The organism is Fluviispira multicolorata (genome assembly GCF_009208585.1).
Lineage (GTDB): Bacteria > Bdellovibrionota_B > Oligoflexia > Silvanigrellales > Silvanigrellaceae > Silvanigrella > Silvanigrella multicolorata.
The window spans coordinates 416,598-436,959 of the sequence record NZ_WFLN01000005.1 but is presented as its reverse complement, the minus strand read 5'-3'; the positions used below and the strand labels follow the sequence as shown (position 1 = coordinate 436,959).

At 33.2% G+C, this 20,362-nt stretch carries 19 protein-coding genes; 10 read left to right on the top strand and 9 right to left on the bottom strand.

Going from position 1 to position 20,362, the window contains the following annotated elements; translation table 11 throughout:
• Positions 1-24: 24 nt before the first annotated feature.
• Positions 25-957, top strand: coding sequence for a DUF2797 domain-containing protein (locus tag GCL57_RS05460; RefSeq protein WP_152212276.1), 933 nt, complete (start codon positions 25-27; stop codon positions 955-957).
• A gap of 14 nt (positions 958-971) precedes the next feature.
• Here GCL57_RS05460 and GCL57_RS05455 read toward each other — a convergent pair whose 3' ends face one another.
• On the bottom strand, positions 972-3,848 hold the full coding sequence (locus GCL57_RS05455) for an AarF/UbiB family protein (protein ID WP_152212274.1): 2,877 nt from the start codon (positions 3,846-3,848) through the stop codon (positions 972-974).
• Positions 3,849-4,002: 154 nt separating this feature from the next.
• Here GCL57_RS05455 and GCL57_RS05450 point away from each other — a divergent pair, with 154 nt between their 5' ends.
• The 6 genes from GCL57_RS05450 to GCL57_RS05425 all read left to right on the top strand — a co-directional run bounded on the left by GCL57_RS05450 (position 4,003) and on the right by GCL57_RS05425 (position 9,861).
• The gene (locus GCL57_RS05450; RefSeq protein ID WP_152212273.1) at positions 4,003-5,256 is read left to right on the top strand and encodes an aminotransferase class V-fold PLP-dependent enzyme; all 1,254 of its coding nucleotides are present in this window, start codon (positions 4,003-4,005) and stop codon (positions 5,254-5,256) included.
• A gap of 126 nt (positions 5,257-5,382) precedes the next feature.
• Positions 5,383-5,949, top strand: a complete 567-nt coding sequence (sufU, locus tag GCL57_RS05445) for a Fe-S cluster assembly sulfur transfer protein SufU (RefSeq protein WP_152212272.1) — start codon at positions 5,383-5,385, stop codon at positions 5,947-5,949.
• Positions 5,950-5,984: 35 nt separating this feature from the next.
• Complete coding sequence (sufC, locus tag GCL57_RS05440; RefSeq protein ID WP_152212270.1) at positions 5,985-6,734, top strand: Fe-S cluster assembly ATPase SufC; 750 nt, start codon at positions 5,985-5,987, stop codon at positions 6,732-6,734.
• Between the two features lie 24 nt (positions 6,735-6,758).
• Positions 6,759-8,210 (top strand): Fe-S cluster assembly protein SufB, encoded by a 1,452-nt coding sequence (gene sufB, locus GCL57_RS05435; RefSeq protein ID WP_152212268.1) that lies wholly within the window; start codon positions 6,759-6,761, stop codon positions 8,208-8,210.
• Between the two features lie 5 nt (positions 8,211-8,215).
• Entirely contained in the window at positions 8,216-9,502 is a 1,287-nt protein-coding gene (locus GCL57_RS05430; protein ID WP_152212267.1) for a SufD family Fe-S cluster assembly protein, read from the top strand.
• Positions 9,503-9,525: 23 nt separating this feature from the next.
• A complete protein-coding gene (locus GCL57_RS05425) occupies positions 9,526-9,861 on the top strand; it encodes a Rieske (2Fe-2S) protein (RefSeq protein WP_152212266.1) in 336 nt (111 codons plus the stop codon).
• Here the strand turns inward: GCL57_RS05425 and GCL57_RS05420 are convergent.
• Positions 9,843-10,175 carry a DUF4286 family protein gene (locus GCL57_RS05420; protein ID WP_152212264.1) on the bottom strand — a complete coding sequence of 111 codons (333 nt, stop codon included), beginning with the start codon at positions 10,173-10,175 and terminating at the stop codon, positions 9,843-9,845. The two genes, GCL57_RS05425 and GCL57_RS05420, sit on opposite strands and share 19 nt — an antisense overlap.
• Positions 10,176-10,414: 239 nt before the next feature.
• Here GCL57_RS05420 and GCL57_RS05415 point away from each other — a divergent pair, with 239 nt between their 5' ends.
• The gene (locus GCL57_RS05415; protein WP_152212263.1) at positions 10,415-10,912 is read left to right on the top strand and encodes a YajQ family cyclic di-GMP-binding protein; all 498 of its coding nucleotides are present in this window, start codon (positions 10,415-10,417) and stop codon (positions 10,910-10,912) included.
• A gap of 119 nt (positions 10,913-11,031) precedes the next feature.
• Here GCL57_RS05415 and GCL57_RS05410 read toward each other — a convergent pair whose 3' ends face one another.
• The 3 genes from GCL57_RS05410 to GCL57_RS05400 all read right to left on the bottom strand — a co-directional run bounded on the left by GCL57_RS05410 (position 11,032) and on the right by GCL57_RS05400 (position 13,222).
• The gene (locus tag GCL57_RS05410) at positions 11,032-11,385 is read right to left on the bottom strand and encodes a hypothetical protein (RefSeq protein ID WP_152212261.1); all 354 of its coding nucleotides are present in this window, start codon (positions 11,383-11,385) and stop codon (positions 11,032-11,034) included.
• Between the two features lie 241 nt (positions 11,386-11,626).
• A complete protein-coding gene (locus tag GCL57_RS05405) occupies positions 11,627-12,421 on the bottom strand; it encodes a transporter substrate-binding domain-containing protein (protein ID WP_161597615.1) in 795 nt (264 codons plus the stop codon).
• Between the two features lie 21 nt (positions 12,422-12,442).
• On the bottom strand, positions 12,443-13,222 hold the full coding sequence (locus GCL57_RS05400) for an exodeoxyribonuclease III (RefSeq protein WP_152212258.1): 780 nt from the start codon (positions 13,220-13,222) through the stop codon (positions 12,443-12,445).
• A 116-nt stretch (positions 13,223-13,338) separates the two neighbouring features.
• On the opposite strand from GCL57_RS05400, the gene GCL57_RS05395 reads away from it, so the two are divergent.
• The gene (locus GCL57_RS05395; protein WP_152212257.1) at positions 13,339-14,517 is read left to right on the top strand and encodes a cation:dicarboxylate symporter family transporter; all 1,179 of its coding nucleotides are present in this window, start codon (positions 13,339-13,341) and stop codon (positions 14,515-14,517) included.
• 62 nt (positions 14,518-14,579) lie between these two features.
• Positions 14,580-15,296, top strand: a complete 717-nt coding sequence (locus GCL57_RS05390) for a substrate-binding periplasmic protein (protein WP_152212256.1) — start codon at positions 14,580-14,582, stop codon at positions 15,294-15,296.
• Between the two features lie 2 nt (positions 15,297-15,298).
• Here the strand turns inward: GCL57_RS05390 and lipB are convergent, their stop codons facing one another.
• Genes lipB through GCL57_RS05370 form a run of 4 tightly spaced genes read right to left on the bottom strand, consistent with a single transcriptional unit; the run spans position 15,299 to position 20,296 of the window.
• Positions 15,299-15,955 carry a lipoyl(octanoyl) transferase LipB gene (gene lipB / locus GCL57_RS05385; protein WP_152212255.1) on the bottom strand — a complete coding sequence of 219 codons (657 nt, stop codon included), beginning with the start codon at positions 15,953-15,955 and terminating at the stop codon, positions 15,299-15,301.
• A 1-nt stretch (position 15,956) separates the two neighbouring features.
• Positions 15,957-17,249: a phosphonate ABC transporter, permease protein PhnE gene (phnE, locus tag GCL57_RS05380; RefSeq protein ID WP_211363225.1), complete on the bottom strand. Its 1,293-nt coding sequence runs from the start codon at positions 17,247-17,249 to the stop codon at positions 15,957-15,959.
• Positions 17,249-18,046, bottom strand: coding sequence for a phosphonate ABC transporter ATP-binding protein (phnC, locus tag GCL57_RS05375; RefSeq protein ID WP_211363224.1), 798 nt, complete (start codon positions 18,044-18,046; stop codon positions 17,249-17,251). Before phnC ends, phnE begins: the two co-directional genes overlap by 1 nt.
• A 33-nt stretch (positions 18,047-18,079) precedes the next feature.
• The gene (locus GCL57_RS05370; protein ID WP_161597614.1) at positions 18,080-20,296 is read right to left on the bottom strand and encodes a lytic transglycosylase domain-containing protein; all 2,217 of its coding nucleotides are present in this window, start codon (positions 20,294-20,296) and stop codon (positions 18,080-18,082) included.
• Positions 20,297-20,362 lie beyond the last annotated feature (66 nt).

Genomic DNA, 20,362 nt, shown 5'->3' with positions numbered 1-20,362 from the left:
TCTTTGACGAAAAGAGTGTCAATCATGAATAATCAATTCAAAAGTTCAGAGCATCTTATTTTAAAATTGCAAAACAGTTATGAATTGCAGAAAAGCACCTCTAACACTGCTTTCTTTGAAAACAAAGTAACTGAACAAAAAAATAAAATTATTTTAGATTTTAATTATATACTAAAACCTAATTTGACAATAAACAAGGGAATGACATTCAAGATATCACACAAGGGTATTTTGCAGTGCGTTTCTTGTCAAAAAACAGTTAAAAAACTATTTTCTGGTTTTTGCTTTCCTTGTTTAAAGAGAAAAGCATCAGCAGATACATGTATCATGAGTCCACATTTATGTCATTATATGAATGGAACTTGTAGAGAGCCTGAATGGGGTGAAAGCTTTTGTTACAAGCCTCATTATGTTTACTTATCATATACAGATAAATTTAAAGTGGGAATTACGCGTATCTCACAAATTCCCACACGTTGGATTGATCAAGGAGCAACAAGTGCAAAACTATTAGCTAAAGTGACATCACGCCACCAAGCGGGAACTATTGAAAATGCATTGAAAGAAATTTTGTCTGATCGAAGTCATTGGATAAAGATGCTAAAAAATGGAAATTTAAGGCCATCCGAGGAAGATTTTAATGAAAAATACGAGGAAGTTAAAAATTGGTTGGCTAATTTTCCTGATTTTATAAATAAAAAATTAATCGTAAATACTCCTCTTCATTTAAACTTATCAAATGAAATTGAATTCTTTGAAAATCCACCTTTAGTTGAAATTAACTATGACTCTCCTGGAGAAATTGCTTCAATAAAATCATTATCTCTTGATAAAAATCCAGAAATCGAAGGTAAAATTACAGGAATTAAAGGACAATATTTATTTTTAAGCAATCATGTTTTTAATATGAGAAAGCATGAAGGTTATATTGTTGATATTGAAGTTTTAAATGAATAAATAAGCATAAAAATTTATTTTCTATTTCTTGTAAAATTACGACTTAAGCCAAACAAAATTAAATTTTCAAGTTCCTGAGTCGACATAGGCAATAAATGCATTGAAAATTTTAATCCACTAATTTTTTTTCTTAAATACCAAAGGATTGCTTCTAAAATTAAGATTTTAATTCTGAAAAAACTACCGTAAGCTAAATTTGCTAACAAGACATCTCCAAACTTTTTCTTTTGCGAAACTAAATAATTTTGTTTTGAACTTTCTTTCCAAGATTCAACGCTCATTAAAATACGCCAAATAAGTTTAGAGCTATATGGTAATCCAGAAAATACAGACTCCCAAATATTTGCAAAACGCAGTGAGTATAAATTTCGTGCAGCAATTCTTACCTCACCAATAAGTTGGGTTTCTTCCACCGTTCTAAGAAAAGGATCTTTGCTCCACGCCTCTACAATTCGCCAATAATCATCTAATGAATTTCTTCGCAATTGTTCAAGACATTCTATAGTACAAAAACTTCTCGCAATACTTGCTAACTTAACAAACTCTTGTCTTTCTTTTAACCATTTTCGCGACGGTGTCTCAATAACATAACGAACACTTGCAGGCCTTACTTTTGTAATAATTTCAATATAAAGATCGCTAGTAATTAAAAGCATTTGTCCGTCTTGACTTATTTTTAAATTCGGATGATCTTCAGGAGAAACACGACGAAATAATATGTGGCAAACATTTGCTTTTGCTAATTCGTGAGTTCTTTCAGAAAGCATTGATATATCCCGTTCATCAAGAACGGGGCCAATGTCATATTCAGGCATTTGCCGAGTAAACTCAAAAAGTGCTGATAAAATAACTTTAGAAACACGAATAACCCCTACATTCCAAACCGTACCCACAAGTTCTTTTAATGTAAATTGCTTTCTTAAAATGGTACCAAAATGATTTCGTGCCGAAATAGAAGATGTCGTAAGTGCAATTTGACTTAAACCACGCAATGCTGCTTGCACTTCTACTTTTAAATCCACTTGATTTTCACTTAAAGTTTTAATGAATTCACCTACAAATCTCGTGAGACTAGCACTTCCCATAGAAAGATTTAAAAATCGTCCTAAATCATCTAAAATAGTATTTGAATGGAGCGATTCTGGATTTTCTACTAAGTGATAGAGAGTCCGATAAACTCCAGCTGCATCACGTAGAAGCAATCTATAAATAAGATGCTTGAACTCTTCTCGAGTCATTATATCCCATACAAAGCATGGATTTAAATCAATCATCGAAACCTGATTGGTCAAATCATCATATAATATATTTCCTGGATGTGGATCAGCCCAAACGACTCCTTTATTGAAAACCAATTCAATATATGCTTTTGCAATGGTGTCCGCTATTTCTCGACGTTCTAAATATTTAGTTTGAATTATTTTTGTTACTTTAATACCGCTCATTTTTTCCATGAAAACCGTGTCAATGTGAGTCTGAAAAAAACGCGGAACTTGAATTGACTTATTTTCTCCTAATGCAATTCTTACTTTTTCTGCATTTTTTTCTTCTAGGGTAAAATCAAGTTCTTCTTGACTTTGCTTATGATAATTTAAAACAGCTCTTCTTAACGTCGAAACTAAACCCAATAATTCAGATTTTACATCTGATGTTAAGGTTAAATCTTCTAAAAGCATCTTATGTGCATCATCTGTTAATTTTAAAATATGCTCACTTTGAATTGCAAATAGTTCACGTAGTTTTGGTCTTTGTATTTTAATTAAAATATTATCGACCCCAAATCTTTCTTTGCCCTCTTTATTTAATTGAATATTATAGAGAGCTCCTACGCTGGCACTCGCAAAATGTCTGATTGGATTTTTTGGAATTATTAAATAAGGTTTCCAAAAAGAATATTCTTCTAGATCGAGAGTTTCTTTAAAATAGCTCCATGATTTTTCTATACTCGGAAAGATACCTCCTGCATCGTCCTGACTTGTTCTTAACTCTCTTGCTAAACTAGGAGGGCAAAGTTCAGAAATAACCTGAGATATTTTAATATACAATCCACCAATTTCTTGAATAGCAATAGCAATAACACGTCCATTTGAAAATTCATTATGTGGTGTACAAGCAATTGAGAGCAAGGCATTGATACAACTTTCGCCTGGTATTGCTTCAATAGCGCCACTTAAAATAGGTGCTAATACCTTTCCTCGAGGATCGGATGAAAGAGTTTTATTTAACATTGGAAAAACTTTTTCTTTATAAACCTCACCTAATATATTTTCAGCTAAAATATAAATTTGATTTCTTTCTTCTTTATTTAACTGAAAAAGTGAGTGAAAAAATGTTTCTTTAAGATCAGGAAATTTTTCTGCTGCTTGAGAAGATAAAGCAGGAATTAGAGAAACCATCCCAGCTATTCTTTCACCCAATGGACCAAAAGCTTCTTCCAATATTTGTGGCTGGCCAAATAATGCTATAAGCTGTGGATTTGCTTCTACAGCAGTACAAACAGTTTCAATAAATGGAGCAAGTAATTCTTGGGTAACTTCGGTATCTGTTAATATTTCGGAAGAAATTTCACCAATACTCTCCTGCAAAGTACGAATTGATTTTTCTATTTTAGTTAAAATAGTATCGCTTTGTGGAAATAAGATACGAGTTAGACCTTTCATAAGTGTGAATCTATTTACAGACATCTTTTGATTTAATAAAGGTGTGGTAGCAATATCAGAAAAAACGAAGGAAATAAATTTCGCGAGTATATTTGATTTTGTTCTAATATTTTTAGCTAAAGGGACCACCCAGCGATAGTCCATTGCTGCTACTTTTTCTAGACTGTCTTTATAGTTCTTTTTCTTTTTTTCGAGAGCTTGTCTTTTTTTTCTGATACGTTCACTCTGCATGCGTCTTTGCCCCCAAATGAAGATCAATACCTTTATTTACGGGTATCATCCCATTTATAGAATTGTTGACATGCTCTTAGCATTTTGCGAGCCCTATGTCAGATAAATACTGATGGCGGATTTTTCACCCGCCCCTCAGAGGAAGGCAATTTAAATGAAAGCAACGAAGCTCGGTTCTCACATTCGCAATGAATTCCCAATTTTTCAAAATAATAAAAAAATTGAAGATGGACAAACAAAACCATTTTCATATTTAGACTCAGCTGTTTCAGCGCAAAAACATGAAAGTGTCATTAAAGCTATGACACATCACTTAGAATACGATTATGGCTCCGTGCACCGTGGAGCATATGGAGTCTCCATCAGATCATCTCAAATGTATGAAAACACCCGAATAAAAGTAGCTAATTTTATTGGAAAATCAGTCAAACCAGAACAAATTGTATACACGCGTGGAGCAACAGAAAGTCTTAATATTTTAGCCAGTGGCATAGGCGAAGAGTTCTTAAATGAAAATAGCAGAATTGTAATTCCAGCCGCTGAACATCATGCTAATTTAATTCCTTGGCAACAAGTGGCTTTACGCAAAAATTGCGAATTGGCATATATCTCCTTTGAAGGAAAAAGTGGAGATAAATTAAAACTTAATTTATCTGAAGCAAAAAAACTTATTACAAAAAATACCAAAGTAGTTTCCTTAGCACATGTTGGAAATGTTTTAGGACAAATAAATCCAATTCATGAAATAATTGAAATCGCTAAAAAAGTAGATGCACTTGTTATTCTTGACTGCGCACAAAGTATGACTTGCATTGATGAAGACCTTTTTGCTTTAGGTGCCGATGCAATTGCTTTCAGCCCACATAAAATATATGGCCCATCTGGAATTGGAGTTCTGGCTATGAGCAAGGAACTTATGGAACGCTTGCCTCCATTTACATTTGGAGGAGCGATGATTTCAGATGTTACTTTAGAAGGTAGCCAATGGACTTCCGGTCCTGCAAAATTTGAGGCAGGTACCCCTCCTATTACTGAAACAGTAGGTTTAGGCGCAGCAATCGACTGGGTTGCAAAGGTTGGAAAGCAAAATATTCATGATCATGCGGCCGCTCTTGCAAGCGAATTTTTAAATAAAATACAAGAAATACAAGATATTGAAGTGTTTTCACCCTCTACAGGTCAAGAAACAATTATTTCATTTCGCCATAAAAAAATACATGCACATGATTTAGCTACCATTTTAGATGCAGATAACATTGCCATGCGAGCAGGTCATCACTGTGCTTGGCCTCTCATTCGTTTCTTAGGCGTTGATGCTCTCGTAAGATGTAGTTTTGCCGCATATTCTGACAAAGATGATATAGAAATTGCCTTGGCAGCTATAAAAAAAGCTTCAAATATAACCTAACTTCATTGTTATTTTTTATAGTTTGTTGTTTTACCGTCGCATTTGTCGATCTTACGTTAATCTAGTGGTATTCCTTATAAGAGCGCGATTGTTCGCGTTATTATTAAGCATTTTGGAGTTTAGTGAATGACAGAAAGTCTTAAATCCTCACAATCAGTCGAACTCAATGCCCTGTACCAAGAGGTTATTGTAGACCATTCAAGGAATCCTAGATTTAAATCTAAGAATATGCCTTGTCGATTTTGCCAAGAAGGCAAAAATCCTTTGTGTGGAGATAACATCACCGTCTATTGCCAAGTCGAAATGAAAGAAAAACAACCTATATTATTTGTAGGCTTTGACGGCACAGGTTGTTCCATTAGCCAAGCAAGTGCGAGCATAATGTGCAATTCTTTACAGTCCGTTACCTTAAATGAAGCACGCAACCTTATACACGAAGCTGAAAAAATTTATACAGGAAAAACGCCTGTTAATTCTGATGATCTTGAGCATGATATTGAAGCACTGCATGGAGTGAGCAAATTCCCAGTTCGAGTTAAATGTGCAGCTCTTCCTTGGAAAACTTTACACCTCCTCTTAAGCGATAACTTTGATGAAGCGGGATTGCCAAAACAAGGATGCGATAAACTTATTAATTGCGCTCAATCAGCATTAAATCAACGTAAATTAAAGATTGTTTCTACAGAAAATTAAAATTTTGTTCTTTGTTCTTTAGGAGAAGATTCCGTATGCTATCCATCAAAAATGTTAAAGCGTCAGTAGGTGACAAAGAAATATTAAAGGGAATTGACCTTGAAATTCCTGCAGGGGAAATTCATGTTATAATGGGACCAAATGGTGTTGGTAAATCTACTCTTGGTCATGTAATTATGGGTTCAAAAAACTATACTTTAAATACAGGAAAAATCTTGATTGATGGAGAAGATATTACTGGACTTGACACAGCGGAAAGAGCCAAGAAAGGTCTTTTCTTAGCATTTCAATACCCAGTTTCCATTCCAGGATTAAAGATCTCTGAATATTTAAGAAATCTATATAATCTACGTCACTCAAAACAAGTGAGTGTTTCTGAGTTTAGAAAAATATTAAAAAGCAAACTCGAATTATTAAATATTGAACGTGCCTCATTGCAAAGATATTTAAATGATGGCTTTTCTGGGGGCGAAATGAAGCGCTTTGAAATGCTCCAACTCATGCTTATTGAACCCAAAGTTGCTATCCTCGATGAAATTGACTCAGGCGTTGACGTCGATGCTCAAAAAATTGTTGCAGAAAGCATCAAGCACATTGCAAAAGAAATCGGCACAAGCTTTATCATAGTGACACACTATCAAAGGCTTTTAAACTTTATCAATCCCGATAAAATTCATGTTATTTTAGACGGAAAAATCAATCAATCTGGCGATATGTCTTTGGTTGAAGAGCTCGAACGTGAAGGATACGAATACATCCGTCAACCTAATTCTTCAAGTCTTTAAATCTAGCTTGAAGAGGAGCTGCATATGAAAAACGATAAAAACTCTACATTAATTGAAGACTTTGATTCTTCACAAGTCGATATCTTAGACGATTACAAATATGGCTTTCACGTAAAAGAAAACTACGTTTTTAAAGGCGCTAAATCAGCAAAAGGGCTTACAAAGGAAATTGTAAAAGAGATTTCTGAATTCAAACATGAGCCACAGTGGATGCTCGACATTCGCTTAAAAGCTCTAGATATTTTTAATGAAAAACCAATGCCAACCTGGGGCGATACCAAAGCTCTAAACGAAATAGATTTTACAAATATTCACTATTTCGTACGTCCTACAGAGCGAGTGGGAACCAATTGGGATGACGTTCCTTCTGAAATCAAAGATACGTTTGACCGCCTTGGTATCCCTGAAGCTGAAAGAAAATTCCTTGCCGGTGTTTCTGCGCAGTTTGAATCTGAAGTTGTTTATCACAGCATGCAGAAAAGCCTTGAAGAAAAAGGAGTTCTTTTCTTCGACATGGATACAGCTCTACGCGAGCATCCCGAAATAATTAAGAAATATTTTGCTACCGTGATTCCTGCTAATGACAACAAATTTGCCGCATTAAATACGGCTGTGTGGAGCGGTGGAAGCTTTATTTACGTACCAAAAGGCGTGCATGTTGACATACCATTGCAAGCATATTTCCGTATTAATACCGAAAATATGGGACAGTTTGAAAGAACGCTTATTATTGCGGATGAAGGATCATCTGTACATTATATCGAAGGTTGTACAGCACCCGTTTATCGCAGTGACTCTCTCCACTCTGCAGTGGTCGAATTAATTGCAATGAAGGGTTCTAAAATACGCTATACAACAATACAAAACTGGTCAAAAAATATTTATAATCTTGTGACCAAACGTGCTTATGCTTATGAAGATGCTTCAGTGGAATGGGTCGATGGTAACATCGGCTCTAAATTAACAATGAAATATCCCGCTGTTTACTTACTTGGACCACGCGCAAAAGGTGAAATACTTTCTGTTGCTTTTGCAGGCAATGGAATGCACCAAGACGCAGGCGCCAAAATAATTCATGCGGCACCGAATACAACCAGTGTCATTACCTCAAAATCAATTTCCAAAGATGGTGGTTGCACAACCTACCGTGGCCTTGTTAAAATCCCGAAAGGTATGAAGGGCTGCAAAAGTAAAGTTCAGTGTGATGCTCTTTTAATGGACGACAAATCAAACTCCATAACCTATCCAACTATGCAAATAGAAGAACAGGATGGCACCGAAGTTGGGCATGAAGCAAGTGTAAGTCGTGTCAGTGATGATCAAATCTATTACCTTACAAGCCGCGGTTTTTCTGAAAGACAAGCGACCCTAATGATTATTAATGGATTTATCGAAGAGTTTGTTAAAGAACTACCTATGGAATATGCGGTTGAACTCAATCGATTGATTGAAATCGAATTTGAAGGAGTGGGTTAATTTTTATGTCACTTATTCACCTAGAAAATAAAAAACTTGCCCTTTGTCCTAAGTATCCTGAGGAAAGTTGGCGTAAAACAAATCCAGAAATATTCTTTTTACCACAAGAAGAAGTCTTAAATTTTCAAGGCCACAGCGTCCAAGAAAAAGTATCCTCTTTTTTGCCCTGGAAAGTATCTTATAGAAATCCACAAGACACTCTCACTCGTGTTTCTTTATTAAAAAAATATTTTGGTGATTCATGCGAGAATATTTTTCAAAATGAACTGCGCAGAATTATTCTTGTTGAAATTGGACATGGTGTAGTTGATATTTATTCTGCTACAGAATTGAAATCCTCTATAGAGTTTTTATCTGCCCCATTTGAAGCAATATCAATTGCTCCAAAAAGTGATATTGGTTTTGCCTTAGCAAGTAGATTAAAAGCAAGCTCTCCCCATGAAATTGTTATGAAACTTGCAACACATTCAACTGAAAAACCGTTAATTATAGTAACAAATCATTTGAATTCTAACTTTTCACAAATTTACAGCGCATTTAAATTAGTTTTATCTAAAGGGAGCCAAGCAGAACTTATATTAATTGAAGGAAGTTCTCAGTTTGGAATGTTAAGACATTCTCTCATTTTAGAAGAAAATTCACAGCTCACTCAACTTTGGCTAAATGTTACTGCAGGTGAATTAAAAAGTTCAAATACTTTATTTGAACGCAATGTTTCATTAGGAGAAAACTCTAAGTTTATTGATGCGCAAATTATGAATCCTCAAGGTAACACAAGAGTGACTTCAAACATTGTATTTTCTGGCAAAAAAGCCATCGCTAAATCTTCTGTTGCTGTACTTTCAACACAAGGAAATTTTGACTACGAACCCATTCAAGAACATAAAGTTTCTCAAGGGAATTCTCATTTAAATATAAAAATGATTATTGCCAATCGTACCAAATGTGTTTTTCAAGGCCTTGTAATTATCGATAAAGATGCACCTCAAACCTTAGCAATGCAAGTGAATAAAAATTTATTGCTGAGTAAAAATGCACGGGTAGATGCTTCTCCTCGCCTCGAAATATTACCAAATGATGTTATGTGCAAACATGGCAGTGCTACTGGTGAAATCGATGCAAAACAACTTTATTATTTGACCACACGTGGGTTTTCTATTGCAGAAGCTCGTAAACTTATAATTAAAAGTTTTGCACTCGAAACTCTTTCTAACTTAGAAAGTGAAAGTCTGTTACTAAATGTTGCCGAACATTCACTTGAAATTGCTCTCAACCAACTTCCTCAAGAATAAATAAAAGAAAGAGATATTAAAAAATGGCATATTTTAAGGTATGTTCTCTTTCTTTATTATCTACAGATAAACCAAAAAAATTTACCGTAGATGGTCTTGACGTTCTTTTGGTAAAGGCATTAAATGATAATAAAGTTTGGGCATTTGATAACACTTGCACCCATGCAGATAAATCTTTAGAAAATGGTTTATGGAATTCAGAAACAACAGAAATCACTTGCCCTTTTCACAAAGCTGTCTTTAATATTGCTGAAAATGGAGCAGTAAAAAAAGCACCTGCTTGTGTCTCTTTGCCTGTTTATCAGACTGAAATTAGGAATGAATCCGAAGATAATATCGTTTATATTTTCCTCGATTGAGTTGTTTGTTCTGATTTAAAAAATAAGCAATAACTAAACACTCGAAAAAATTCTATTCCAGTTTGCGGAAACTTCTCAGTCACACCTTTCCTAAGACTTGCTGAGTATTGATTTATATATTTATCCATCATTTTTTTGTCTTTTAAATAAAAAGTTGCCTTGTAAGTAGCTGCCTCCTGCGTTTTAGCAAATGAAACAGATAAAAAACACCCCGTTTGGTAGAGATCAAGCAAATGTCTATCGATCATAAAATCAGCAAATCTTTTTTCATATTCATGATCTTTCAAGATATATGTGACTTCATATAAGATCATTAGAACTCTCCAAATAGAATTGAATCCACTCAAAACGCTTTTTTCTATTTAATTTAATCTTTACATGAATTCAATTTTAAATCCAATTGTTAAAAAACACCCCATTTTGCCCTTTTTGCTGCTTCTGATCAGCTTAAAAAGTTGCGGTTGACAAAACAATTCAAGTCATAGAATGATCTGGGATTATAATTAAGAGGTGGGACAAATGGAAACCTCGCAATAACTCAGGAGACTCATTTATGCCAAGTTTTGATATTGTTTCAGAGGTAAATATTCAAGAAGTCGACAATGCAATCAACCAAGCGCAAAAAGAAATCGCCTCACGCTATGACTTTAAAGGAAAAAAGTACGAACTCAGCTTAGATAAACAAAAAGCTGAAATGAAATTTTCAGCCGATAGCGAATCACACGTGATGGCAATTGCAGACATTATTAACTCTAAACTTTTAAAGCGCGGAATTGATTTAGGAGCGCTTGATATTGATAAAATCAAGCCAATTGGAGGCATGATGCTCAGCCAAAGCATTCGCATCAAACAAGGTCTCGAAACCGATATGGCAAAAAAAATCACGCGTACAATTAAAGACTCTAAAATAAAAGTGGACACCCAAATTCAAGACAAACAAATTCGCGTTACTGGAAAAAAAATAGATGATCTGCAAAGCGTAATTTCACTTTTAAAAGAAAAACAGCAAGAATTAAAAATACCGTTGCAATTTGTCAATATGAAGAGTTGATTTTATTGAAGTTTTAATCTAATTATTCACTTTAAATAGCAACCTTAGTTTTCTAATATTTTCAATATTTAAAATAATTGTATTATAAAAATATTAATTTGTTCTAATTTAAGTGCCCATTAACTTATAGAAAATGAATACCATGAAGATGTAGAATTATCAGCGGGTTGAGTGGACTCATCTTTTTTACAAAATTTAACTATTCTTATATGCTCATTTGAAGTTGTAACGAAAACAAATGAAAATGGATCAAAATTAATTCCATATACTATTTGTTCATCGCGCCTGATTACTTTCCAATAACCTGTTGCAGTAACATAATTATTATTTGTATCCTTTGCCCACCTCCATTGAGAACGATCTTTATCAGAAGAACAGAAAACATAAGTAGTCGTCATTGGCAAAATAGACTCTCTAGAAAATGCTGGAGTAGCTATTATTGTAGATAATATTATAAATGTTTTTTTAAGCATAAAAATTCCTCTCCTAATAATTGATTAGAGTCATTTGACTCATTGTGAATCTACTTCAATAACTTATATCGAATTATTAATTAGATCAAATCTTGGTTATGCTAGGCTTATATATTAAGATATAAATTATTTATATAATATAAAGAGCTGATACTTTTCGTATAATGAAATAGAGATCTCGAAGAATTATCTAGTTTAAAAGCAAATTCAATTTATATCTGAAAATTATATCCAGATAACTCTATTCATGCTTCAGCTCAGCTCTCCAATCATCACTTTCCAGATAATAATGAACAGCTTTATCATAACCACCATTCTTTTTCCACTCACCTAAAAAGTTATTGAATTCTTTTAAAAGAGCCGTGTCCTTTTTTCTAATACCTACAGCTAAATCTTCATAATTAAGTTTATCCTTTAAAATATATAATTTACCTTTGTGCTCACTAGATGCCATCATTGAAAAAATAGAATCTTGCGCAAAAGCATCGGTTCTATTTTCAAGGACAGCCGTGATTAAATCGGCATTGGTATCAAAACGTAGAATCTTTGCGTGCTTTAAAACTTTTTTAAGAAAAAAATCGGCTGTGTTTCCCGTTTTAACCGCAATTTTTACACCAACTTTATCAAGATCTGAAAGAACTTTATATTTGTCTTTTGCTTTCATTGAAACAACTAAAGAGTTTCCGCTTTTATAAATAGGATCACTGAAGTTAATCACCTTTTCTCGTTCTTTGGTTACTGACATGCCTCCAGTAATAAAATCACATTTCATTGCTAAGAGGGCTGGAAAAACGCCTTCCCAACGTATGTCAAGCATATTTAATTTTACATTCAACACTTTAGAAAAAAGTTCAAACATTTTAATATCAAAACCGACCCATTCACCGCTCGAGGATTTCACTTCAAAAGGCGCATATCCGGCAGAAGTACAAACCCTAAGTTCACCTTCTTTTTTTATACGTGTTAAAGTTTGAGAAAATGCGCTAAAATTTATAAATATAAGTTGCGATAAAAATAAGAAAAAAAGTTTTTTCAAAGTCAATTCTCCAGTCTATAATTAAGGAAACGAGAGATCGAGCGATATTGGGCAATGATCTGAACCATAAATATCAGAATGAATGCCAGCATTCTTAATATTCTTTATAAGGTCTTCTGATACAAAATGCGAATCTATTCTCCACCCAATATTTCTTTGCCGAACCCCAGGGCGATTGCTCCACCACGTATAGTGCCCTCCATTTTTTTCAAACATGCGAAACGAGTCAACATATCCATCTGCAAGGAAACTCGAATACCAATCTCTTTCTTCAGGTAAAAACCCTGGATTTTTAAGATTTTGCTTAGGATTTGCAAGATCAATTTCGGTGTGGGCGATGTTAATATCACCACCTAAAACAATAGAAATATTATTATTTCTTAATTCTGCTAATATTTTCTGTAACTTCTGACAAAAAGCAAGCTTATATTCTAGTCTTTTTCCTTCTGGTTGACTATTTGGAAAATAAGCACTTGCATAAAAAATATTCTTATAAAAAAATCCTAAAAATCTTCCCTCATCATCAAATTTAGGATCTCCAATTCCCATTTGAATATCTGACTCTGAAAAGGAAAGTTTTGTATAGATTGCGACACCACTGTATCCTTTTTTCTGGGCTGGATGCCAAATACTTTTATAGCCAAATGGTTCAATTTGTTCAGAATTTAGCTGAGATGGCAAGGCTCTCACCTCTTGTAAAAGCACAATATCTGCCTGTGAATTTTCCAGCCAATTAAAAAAACCAGCCTTAGCAGAAGCACGAATACCATTAATATTCCAAGAATAAATTTTAAGCGACATGTTATATTGACTCCCAATATTGATTTAGCTAGAGCTATTCAACCTAATATCTAGGACACTTTGATTCCTTTTTAGGTATATTTGAGACAGTATAAAATTTAGATTAAGGTTGCAAAATGCAAAGACATATTTCAAGAGTAGCAAATAATATAATCTTTAGGCTCATTCTCGCCCTTATTTTTGGTCTATTTGTAGGCAAATACCTACCTATCCTAATTCAATCCATTTTCTACGCAATCAGCTTAACTTTAAAAGAGTCACTTATTTTTTTATTGCCTTTTATCATTTTTAGCTGTATTTTTTCTTGCTTACTTTCTTTTAAATCAGATGTTTTTAAATTTATTATTATTTTAATTTTATGCATTTGTTTATCGAATTTTATTTCAACAATAATCGGTTATAATGTTTCGCATATAACATTATCGAATCTTGAAAATTTCTCTAATATAAATAATACTACAAAAGAATCACTCAATCCATATTGGGACTTTAAAATTCCAGTTCTTATTTCAAATAACGTTGCTCTTTTTTCAGGATTAATTGGCGGACTTATTTTTTCAAAATTCCGCAAACCACGTATTGATTTTCTATCTAATAAACTACGTGACTATGTTACTTTATTTTTAAATAAAGCGTTTATTCCAGTGCTCCCAATTTTTGCATTAGGTTTTATCATAAAGCTTGAAAGTGATGGGATTTTATCTCAAATTTTAAGTTCTTACCTTCCTCTTGTGCTTGCGATAATTATCACTCAATTCGTTTATATTGCCATTTTATATTTTATTGGTTCTGGTTTTAATATTAAACAATTTATTTATTTTATTAAGAATGTTATGCCAGCAGGAATCATGGGATTTAGTTCCATGTCAAGTATGGCCGCACTTCCCCTTACAATTCAAGCAGCAGAAAAAAATACAAAAAAAGTTGATCTCTCAAGAACAATTGCACCCGCAACTGTAAATATTCATTTAATTGGGGATAGCATAGCTATACCTATGATTGCACTTGTTATCATGAGCACTTTTGGCTCAGGCTTTCCTGATTTTTCTACATTTCTTGTTTTTTCATTTTATTTTGTCCTTGCTAAATTTGCGGTCGCAGCTGTCCCTGGTGGTGGCATTCTTGTTATGATCACAATTCTCGAAACACATCTTGGTTTCACTCCTGAAATGGGAGGACTTATTACTGCACTCTATATTTTACTAGACCCAATAATAACATCTGCAAATGTTCTAGGAAATGGTGCATTTACAATTATCACTTCTAAAATACTCAGCGGCAAAACAGTCAATTAAATGACTATACAACTCCTTAAATATTTCCTTATAATATTATATAAAAATGAGGTAATTGAGTTATGAGTTATTTTATATTTTCACTAATTGTAAGCATAAACATTTTTTTATTAAATTCAAATTCATACTCATATAATATAAATGACATTACTATTTATACTGAAGAAGATATTCCTTATGTCACAGTGAATGAAGCTAAATTAATTGAAGGAGGTTTAGCAACTGAAAAAGTTTTTAAACTTTTAGAAAAACTTCATCTACCAAAAGATAAAATTGAAATTGTTCCTTGGGCACGTGCCTATAGCGAGGCCATCAATAAGGAAAATATTTTAGTATTTCCAATAGTTAAAACAGAAGAAAGACTCAAAAAATTAAATTTTATAATAAGATTAGTTGACTCATACACCTATTTATATAAATTAAAAGCTCGTAAAAATATTACAATTAAAAAGATGAATGAAGCAAAAAAACACAGTATCTGCGTCGTACGTGATGATTTTAGACACGAATATTTAAAAAAAGAAGGCTTTAATAATTTAGAGGTATCAAGTGATTCTCTTAGAAATGTTAAAAAATTTATGGAAGAAAGATGTGATCTTATTATTTCATCAGAGATTGGCATTAAAAATAAACTTAAATCTTTAAAGTATAATTTTGAACTTTTAGAAGAAATTTTCCAGCTTAAAAATTTAGATAGTTCATTGTACTTAGCAATTAATAAAAGTACAAATCATAAAATCATTGATAGAATAAAAAACGCAGCAAAACAAATTAAATAAAATCAATTTAAGTGTTTAAATATTTCTTCAGCTAATATTTTCTCAATAGCTACATATTCAATTTTTGGCGTAGGAGTATCGCTGTTACGTGAGTTTTCTTGCACAGCAATTTCTAAATTAATAACACCCCTTCCCCTTAATCCACAAGGCACTATGGAGGAAAATGTATCAAGCGTATTATTCACATTAAAAGAAATCCCGTGTTTCGTTACTTTATTTGCAATGCGAATTCCCACTGCACCAATTTTATTTTGGCCAACCCAAACACCCGGATTTATTTCATCGCGTGTTACATTAACTCCAAATTGAGCAGCTGTTGATATCATTGCTTCTTCAAGTAAGTGAACATAAGAACGCACTGATTTTTTAATTTGATCCATATGAACAATAGGATAAATAACAACTTGTCCGGGTTCATGAACAGTAACACTGCCTCCTCTGTCTATTTTATGGAAGGCAATGCCTTTGAATTTTAGCTCCTCAGGAGGGATTTTCATATCTTCGTAAAGCTCACGCTTACCCATAGTTACAGTTGGGGGGTGTTGAACAACAAGTATAACCCCCTCACGATTTGGATCTTCAACACGTTCTTTATGGATTAACTCCATAATACCAAGGGCATCTCCGTACGGTAATATTCCAAGGTAACGAATTTCCATTTTATTGAATTGCCTCGCGAATACGTGCAGATAAAAAGTCCATGCACCAAACAACTAAGAAAATAAGGAAAGCAAGACTACCCACTTGAGTCCAACGCGCAAGCATTTGCTCTTGAATAAGAATGCTACCAATACCACCGCCCCCTACAAGACCAATGACAGTCGCCATACGCACGTTGATGTCCCAACGATAAATAGTAAATGCTAAGAAAGGAAGAATAACCTGTGGAACGACCGCATACCAAACTACTGCAATGCGATTTGCACCCGTTGCCTGTAATGCTTCAATAGGTCCTTCTTCAACACCTTCTACAGCCTCAGAATACTGTTTTACAAGACTTGAAACACTATGAATCATAAGGGCAAGTGACCCAGCAAAAGGACCAATACCAATCCAAACAGAAAAAAGAATAGCCCAAATAAGAGGTTCAATTGAACGCGTGATATTCATATAAGAACGGATAAGGACATAAACCAAACGCATTGCACGGCTGTGGCGAGTTAAATTTCGTGAAGCAAAAAATGACAATACAAAAGCAATTGGAACACTAAAGAATGTTGCAATAAATGCTAGATAAATAGACTCTGCTAATTTTCCGATAGCTTTACTAAAGTAACTTAAATCGTTAGGCTGACATGAAACTGAAAAAAGATCTACATGATTTGAAAAAACCGCATTATGTAACTTAACAAATAAATTTAAGAACCATTGCATTGCATCGTATAAAGAAGACGAACCAATATTTTCACCAACTCCAGGAATGCCGCAAGCAAGTTGTAAACTTAATCGCCCTGCTCCTAATAATCCATCAATTTGGAAAACTTTTGCAATACTGACATTTGTTAAAACCCAACCTGTAATAACAGTGACAATAACAAGAATAACAGCTTCAATACGTGCGAACTTCCAGTGATTGTGTAGTTTTAATGAATCTTCAGGATTGTTTACTTGCAGTTTTGAAATACTTGCAATCCAAGAACCAAACCCTTTGCATTTTATAGAAATAATAAAACCAATAACAGCTCCAATTCCCATTATATTAAAAAACCAAAGCCATGGGAATTCAAAGTAACGACTGTCAAAATTAAGAGTTTCAATTATATTTAAAGCAGTATTATTGGGTGGATCATTATATGCTAAATATTCTATTCCAGGTAATATTATAGAAAATACCAAAATTTTACTTAAGAATATAAGAAAATATCCCCAAATAAACATTTCAATAATAACACCAGCAATTTGTCTTTTACGACGTTCAGATTCAACAACAGGAACAAAGAAAGGAAATCGCATTAGTGTATCTCCACTTCACGAGCATCAGAGCCATAGATATCTTTAAACCATTTTTCAGTAATATCAGTTGGTTTACCTTCAAAAACCAACTCACCATTTTTCAATGCAATCACATGAGTGGAATAATCTCGAACCAAACTTAAAAAATGTAAATTACAAACGACAGTTATATTATGTTTTTGATTTAGATCGCGTAAATAGTTCATTACGGAATAACTTGTGGAAGGATCTAATGAAGCAACAGGTTCATCGGCCAATAAAAGATCGGGATGTTGCATAAGCGTTCGTGCAATTGCAACACGCTGTTTCTGACCACCCGAAAGACCATCTGCACGAATAAGTGCTTTGTCTTCAATACCAACAATACGAAGAGCTTGATAAGCTTCTTCAATCCATTTTTCAGGCCATTTTTGAAAAATTCCACCCAGAAATTTATTTTCAAGCCGTCCTAATCTTCCGGTTAAGACGTTATTTAAAACATTTCTTCGATTGACTAAATTGAAGTGTTGAAAAACCATCCCAATTTTTGTACGGGCTTCTCTTAATTGCTGCTCTTTTACATGTGTAATATCACGTCCTTCAAAAATCATCGAACCTGAAGTTGGTTCATGAATTCGATTTATACAACGTAACAAAGTTGATTTTCCAGAACCGGATAGTCCTATCACAGCCAGAAATGCCCCTTTGGGAACGTTAAAGCTCACTCCCTTCAAAGCTTTTGTTCCGTTAGGATAAGTTTTAACAAGGTCTTTCACTTGCAAAATAAACTCGTAATCTCGTGCTGGCTGAAATGTCACGCAAAAACTCCTCAGTTTTCTAATCGATCTAAGCTAAAAAATATCTAATCTTGTATTAGGACTTGGAATAGACTCTCCACATTCCAAGCTATAGCCGTCGCCTATTCCTAGATGTACTCTGTAATACATGTCAAGGTATCCTAGAACTTTTGCAACGTATTTTTTTGTTTCTTGATAAGGTATATTTTCATAAAACTCATCCACAGTTAGACTATTATTTTGATTTATCCAGCGATTTACAGCTTCTGGACCACTATTATAGGCTGCCGTTGCCAATAAATAATTTCCTTTATAAATAGTCAGCAACATTTTTAAATACCAAGCAGCAAATGCAATTGATTGGGAGGGACTCTTTAACGAACTAATTTTAAAGTCATCTTTCCCAATATTATTAGCAATATTAATACCCGTATAAGGCATGATTTGCATCAATCCTATTGCACCAACTGGGCTTTCTGCTCGCGAAAGATAACGCGATTCAGCCCGCATGATAGATAGGATCCAAAAGGGATCTAAATCAAGTAATTTCGCAACTGAAGAAACATCAGGCCAATAAGCCAATGGAAAATTCAGTTTCCAAAAATTAGTTTTTTCAGTCCAAACTTCTTTATAACTATAATCATCAATAGGGTTTGCAAAATAATTTCGAGCGAGATCCCCTGCATTTTTATAGTCATATGAAGAATATGCTAAATTTGCCAAAATAATTGCTTCATTCTTTTTAAGTTTCTTATTCTTAAAATCATCAATATACAATGATGCAATTGAACTCAAATCATATTGTACAAGACGTCTTAAATGCTCGATTTTCTTATTATTAAGTTTTCCTTTAAAAAAAGGATTCAGTTTATTGTTATAATAGTCTTTAAAACTATTGAAGTGCATTTTATCATTTTGAGGATCTGACCATTTAAATTTATTTAGCCGCCAGCGCGAAAAAATTGGATAAGGATATTCTTCTACTTTTTTGCCAATAAATTCTAATTCCTTTTTATATTCTACATTATAAAATTTACCTTTATCTAAAAGAGAAAGCCAATATTGAAATCGTGCTATTGTACTATTTTGTTTTTTAAATTCCTTTACAATATAATTTTTTGCCGTTTTTTCAGCTTCATTTTTTTGTGAAGATAAATAATATTGCCAAAATAATGACCAATTTTGTTCTTCATTCGTGGGAAAAACAATGTTTTGTAACAAATAATTTGCTGATTCTGAATGTCTTTTTGCAAAATGCAGTGAAGTGCTGTACTTAATACGCGCAATTTCTGCCATCTTTGAAATTGGAAATTCTGTAAAGAGTTCTTTATAGTTTTGAGCTGCTTTTACAGGTAATTCAAGTGAATTTAATACTCTGCCACGCAGTTCAAGAATTTTGTCACGACTAAATATTTCATTATAGTTTTTTGCACCAATTAAATAATCTAACATTTGATTGGCCAAATAGTATTCTCGAGCTGTAACTAACATATTTGCAAGACCTAATAACCTCTCCTTTTCAGTCATTGGCAAAGACTCAATTTCTTGTGCAGGATGAACACTTGCTGGATTAACTCCAATCAATGATAAAATATAATTTCTTGAATCAGGTTGTTTTCCAATTCTTTTAAAGATTTCCCGTGATAAATATTGCATACTCTCATCTCTAAAATAGAGACTGCCAAGGCTTCCTCCAGAGCATTCTATAGTTGAGAGAAGAATCATGGCATCTCTTCCAGATTTTTCTAAAGGGTAAAATAAAAGTGGCTTTTTAAGATAAGAAAGAGAGAGGTTTGGATTGTTGAAAGTCAAAGCTGCATTTGCTAACTTTACTAATAATTCATTTAATTTTTCCCAATCTATATTTTTATCAATCACCTTTTTGTATTTAGCATAATAATCTAAAGCTTCAGCTTTTAAATTTGAACTTAAAAGAGCATCAATATATAGTGGAGATATTATTGAAAATAATACAGAATCCGATCTATTTGCAATTGATTTTAAAACCAAAACAGAACCAGAAAAATCTTTTTGCTGATTAAGGTATTTTCCAAAAAGAGTTTTATATATTTCATTTTCATCTGAATTTAAATATTTTCTATTCTTTTTTAAATTATATATCGCAAATTCGGCATAAATTTTCTCCTCCCCTTCAATTGCAAGATTTAACATACCTAAAAGAGTGTAAATTTTTTCTGAACTTTGCTTTTTCTTTAAAAAAGTTTGTTTTAATTCTTCTAGGTAATCCCTTTCTCTTAGATTCTTAATCATAAGAAAATCTTTATAAAAATTGATATACTTTTTTCCCATTATTTCTGAATTTAGGTTTTCCCTAGC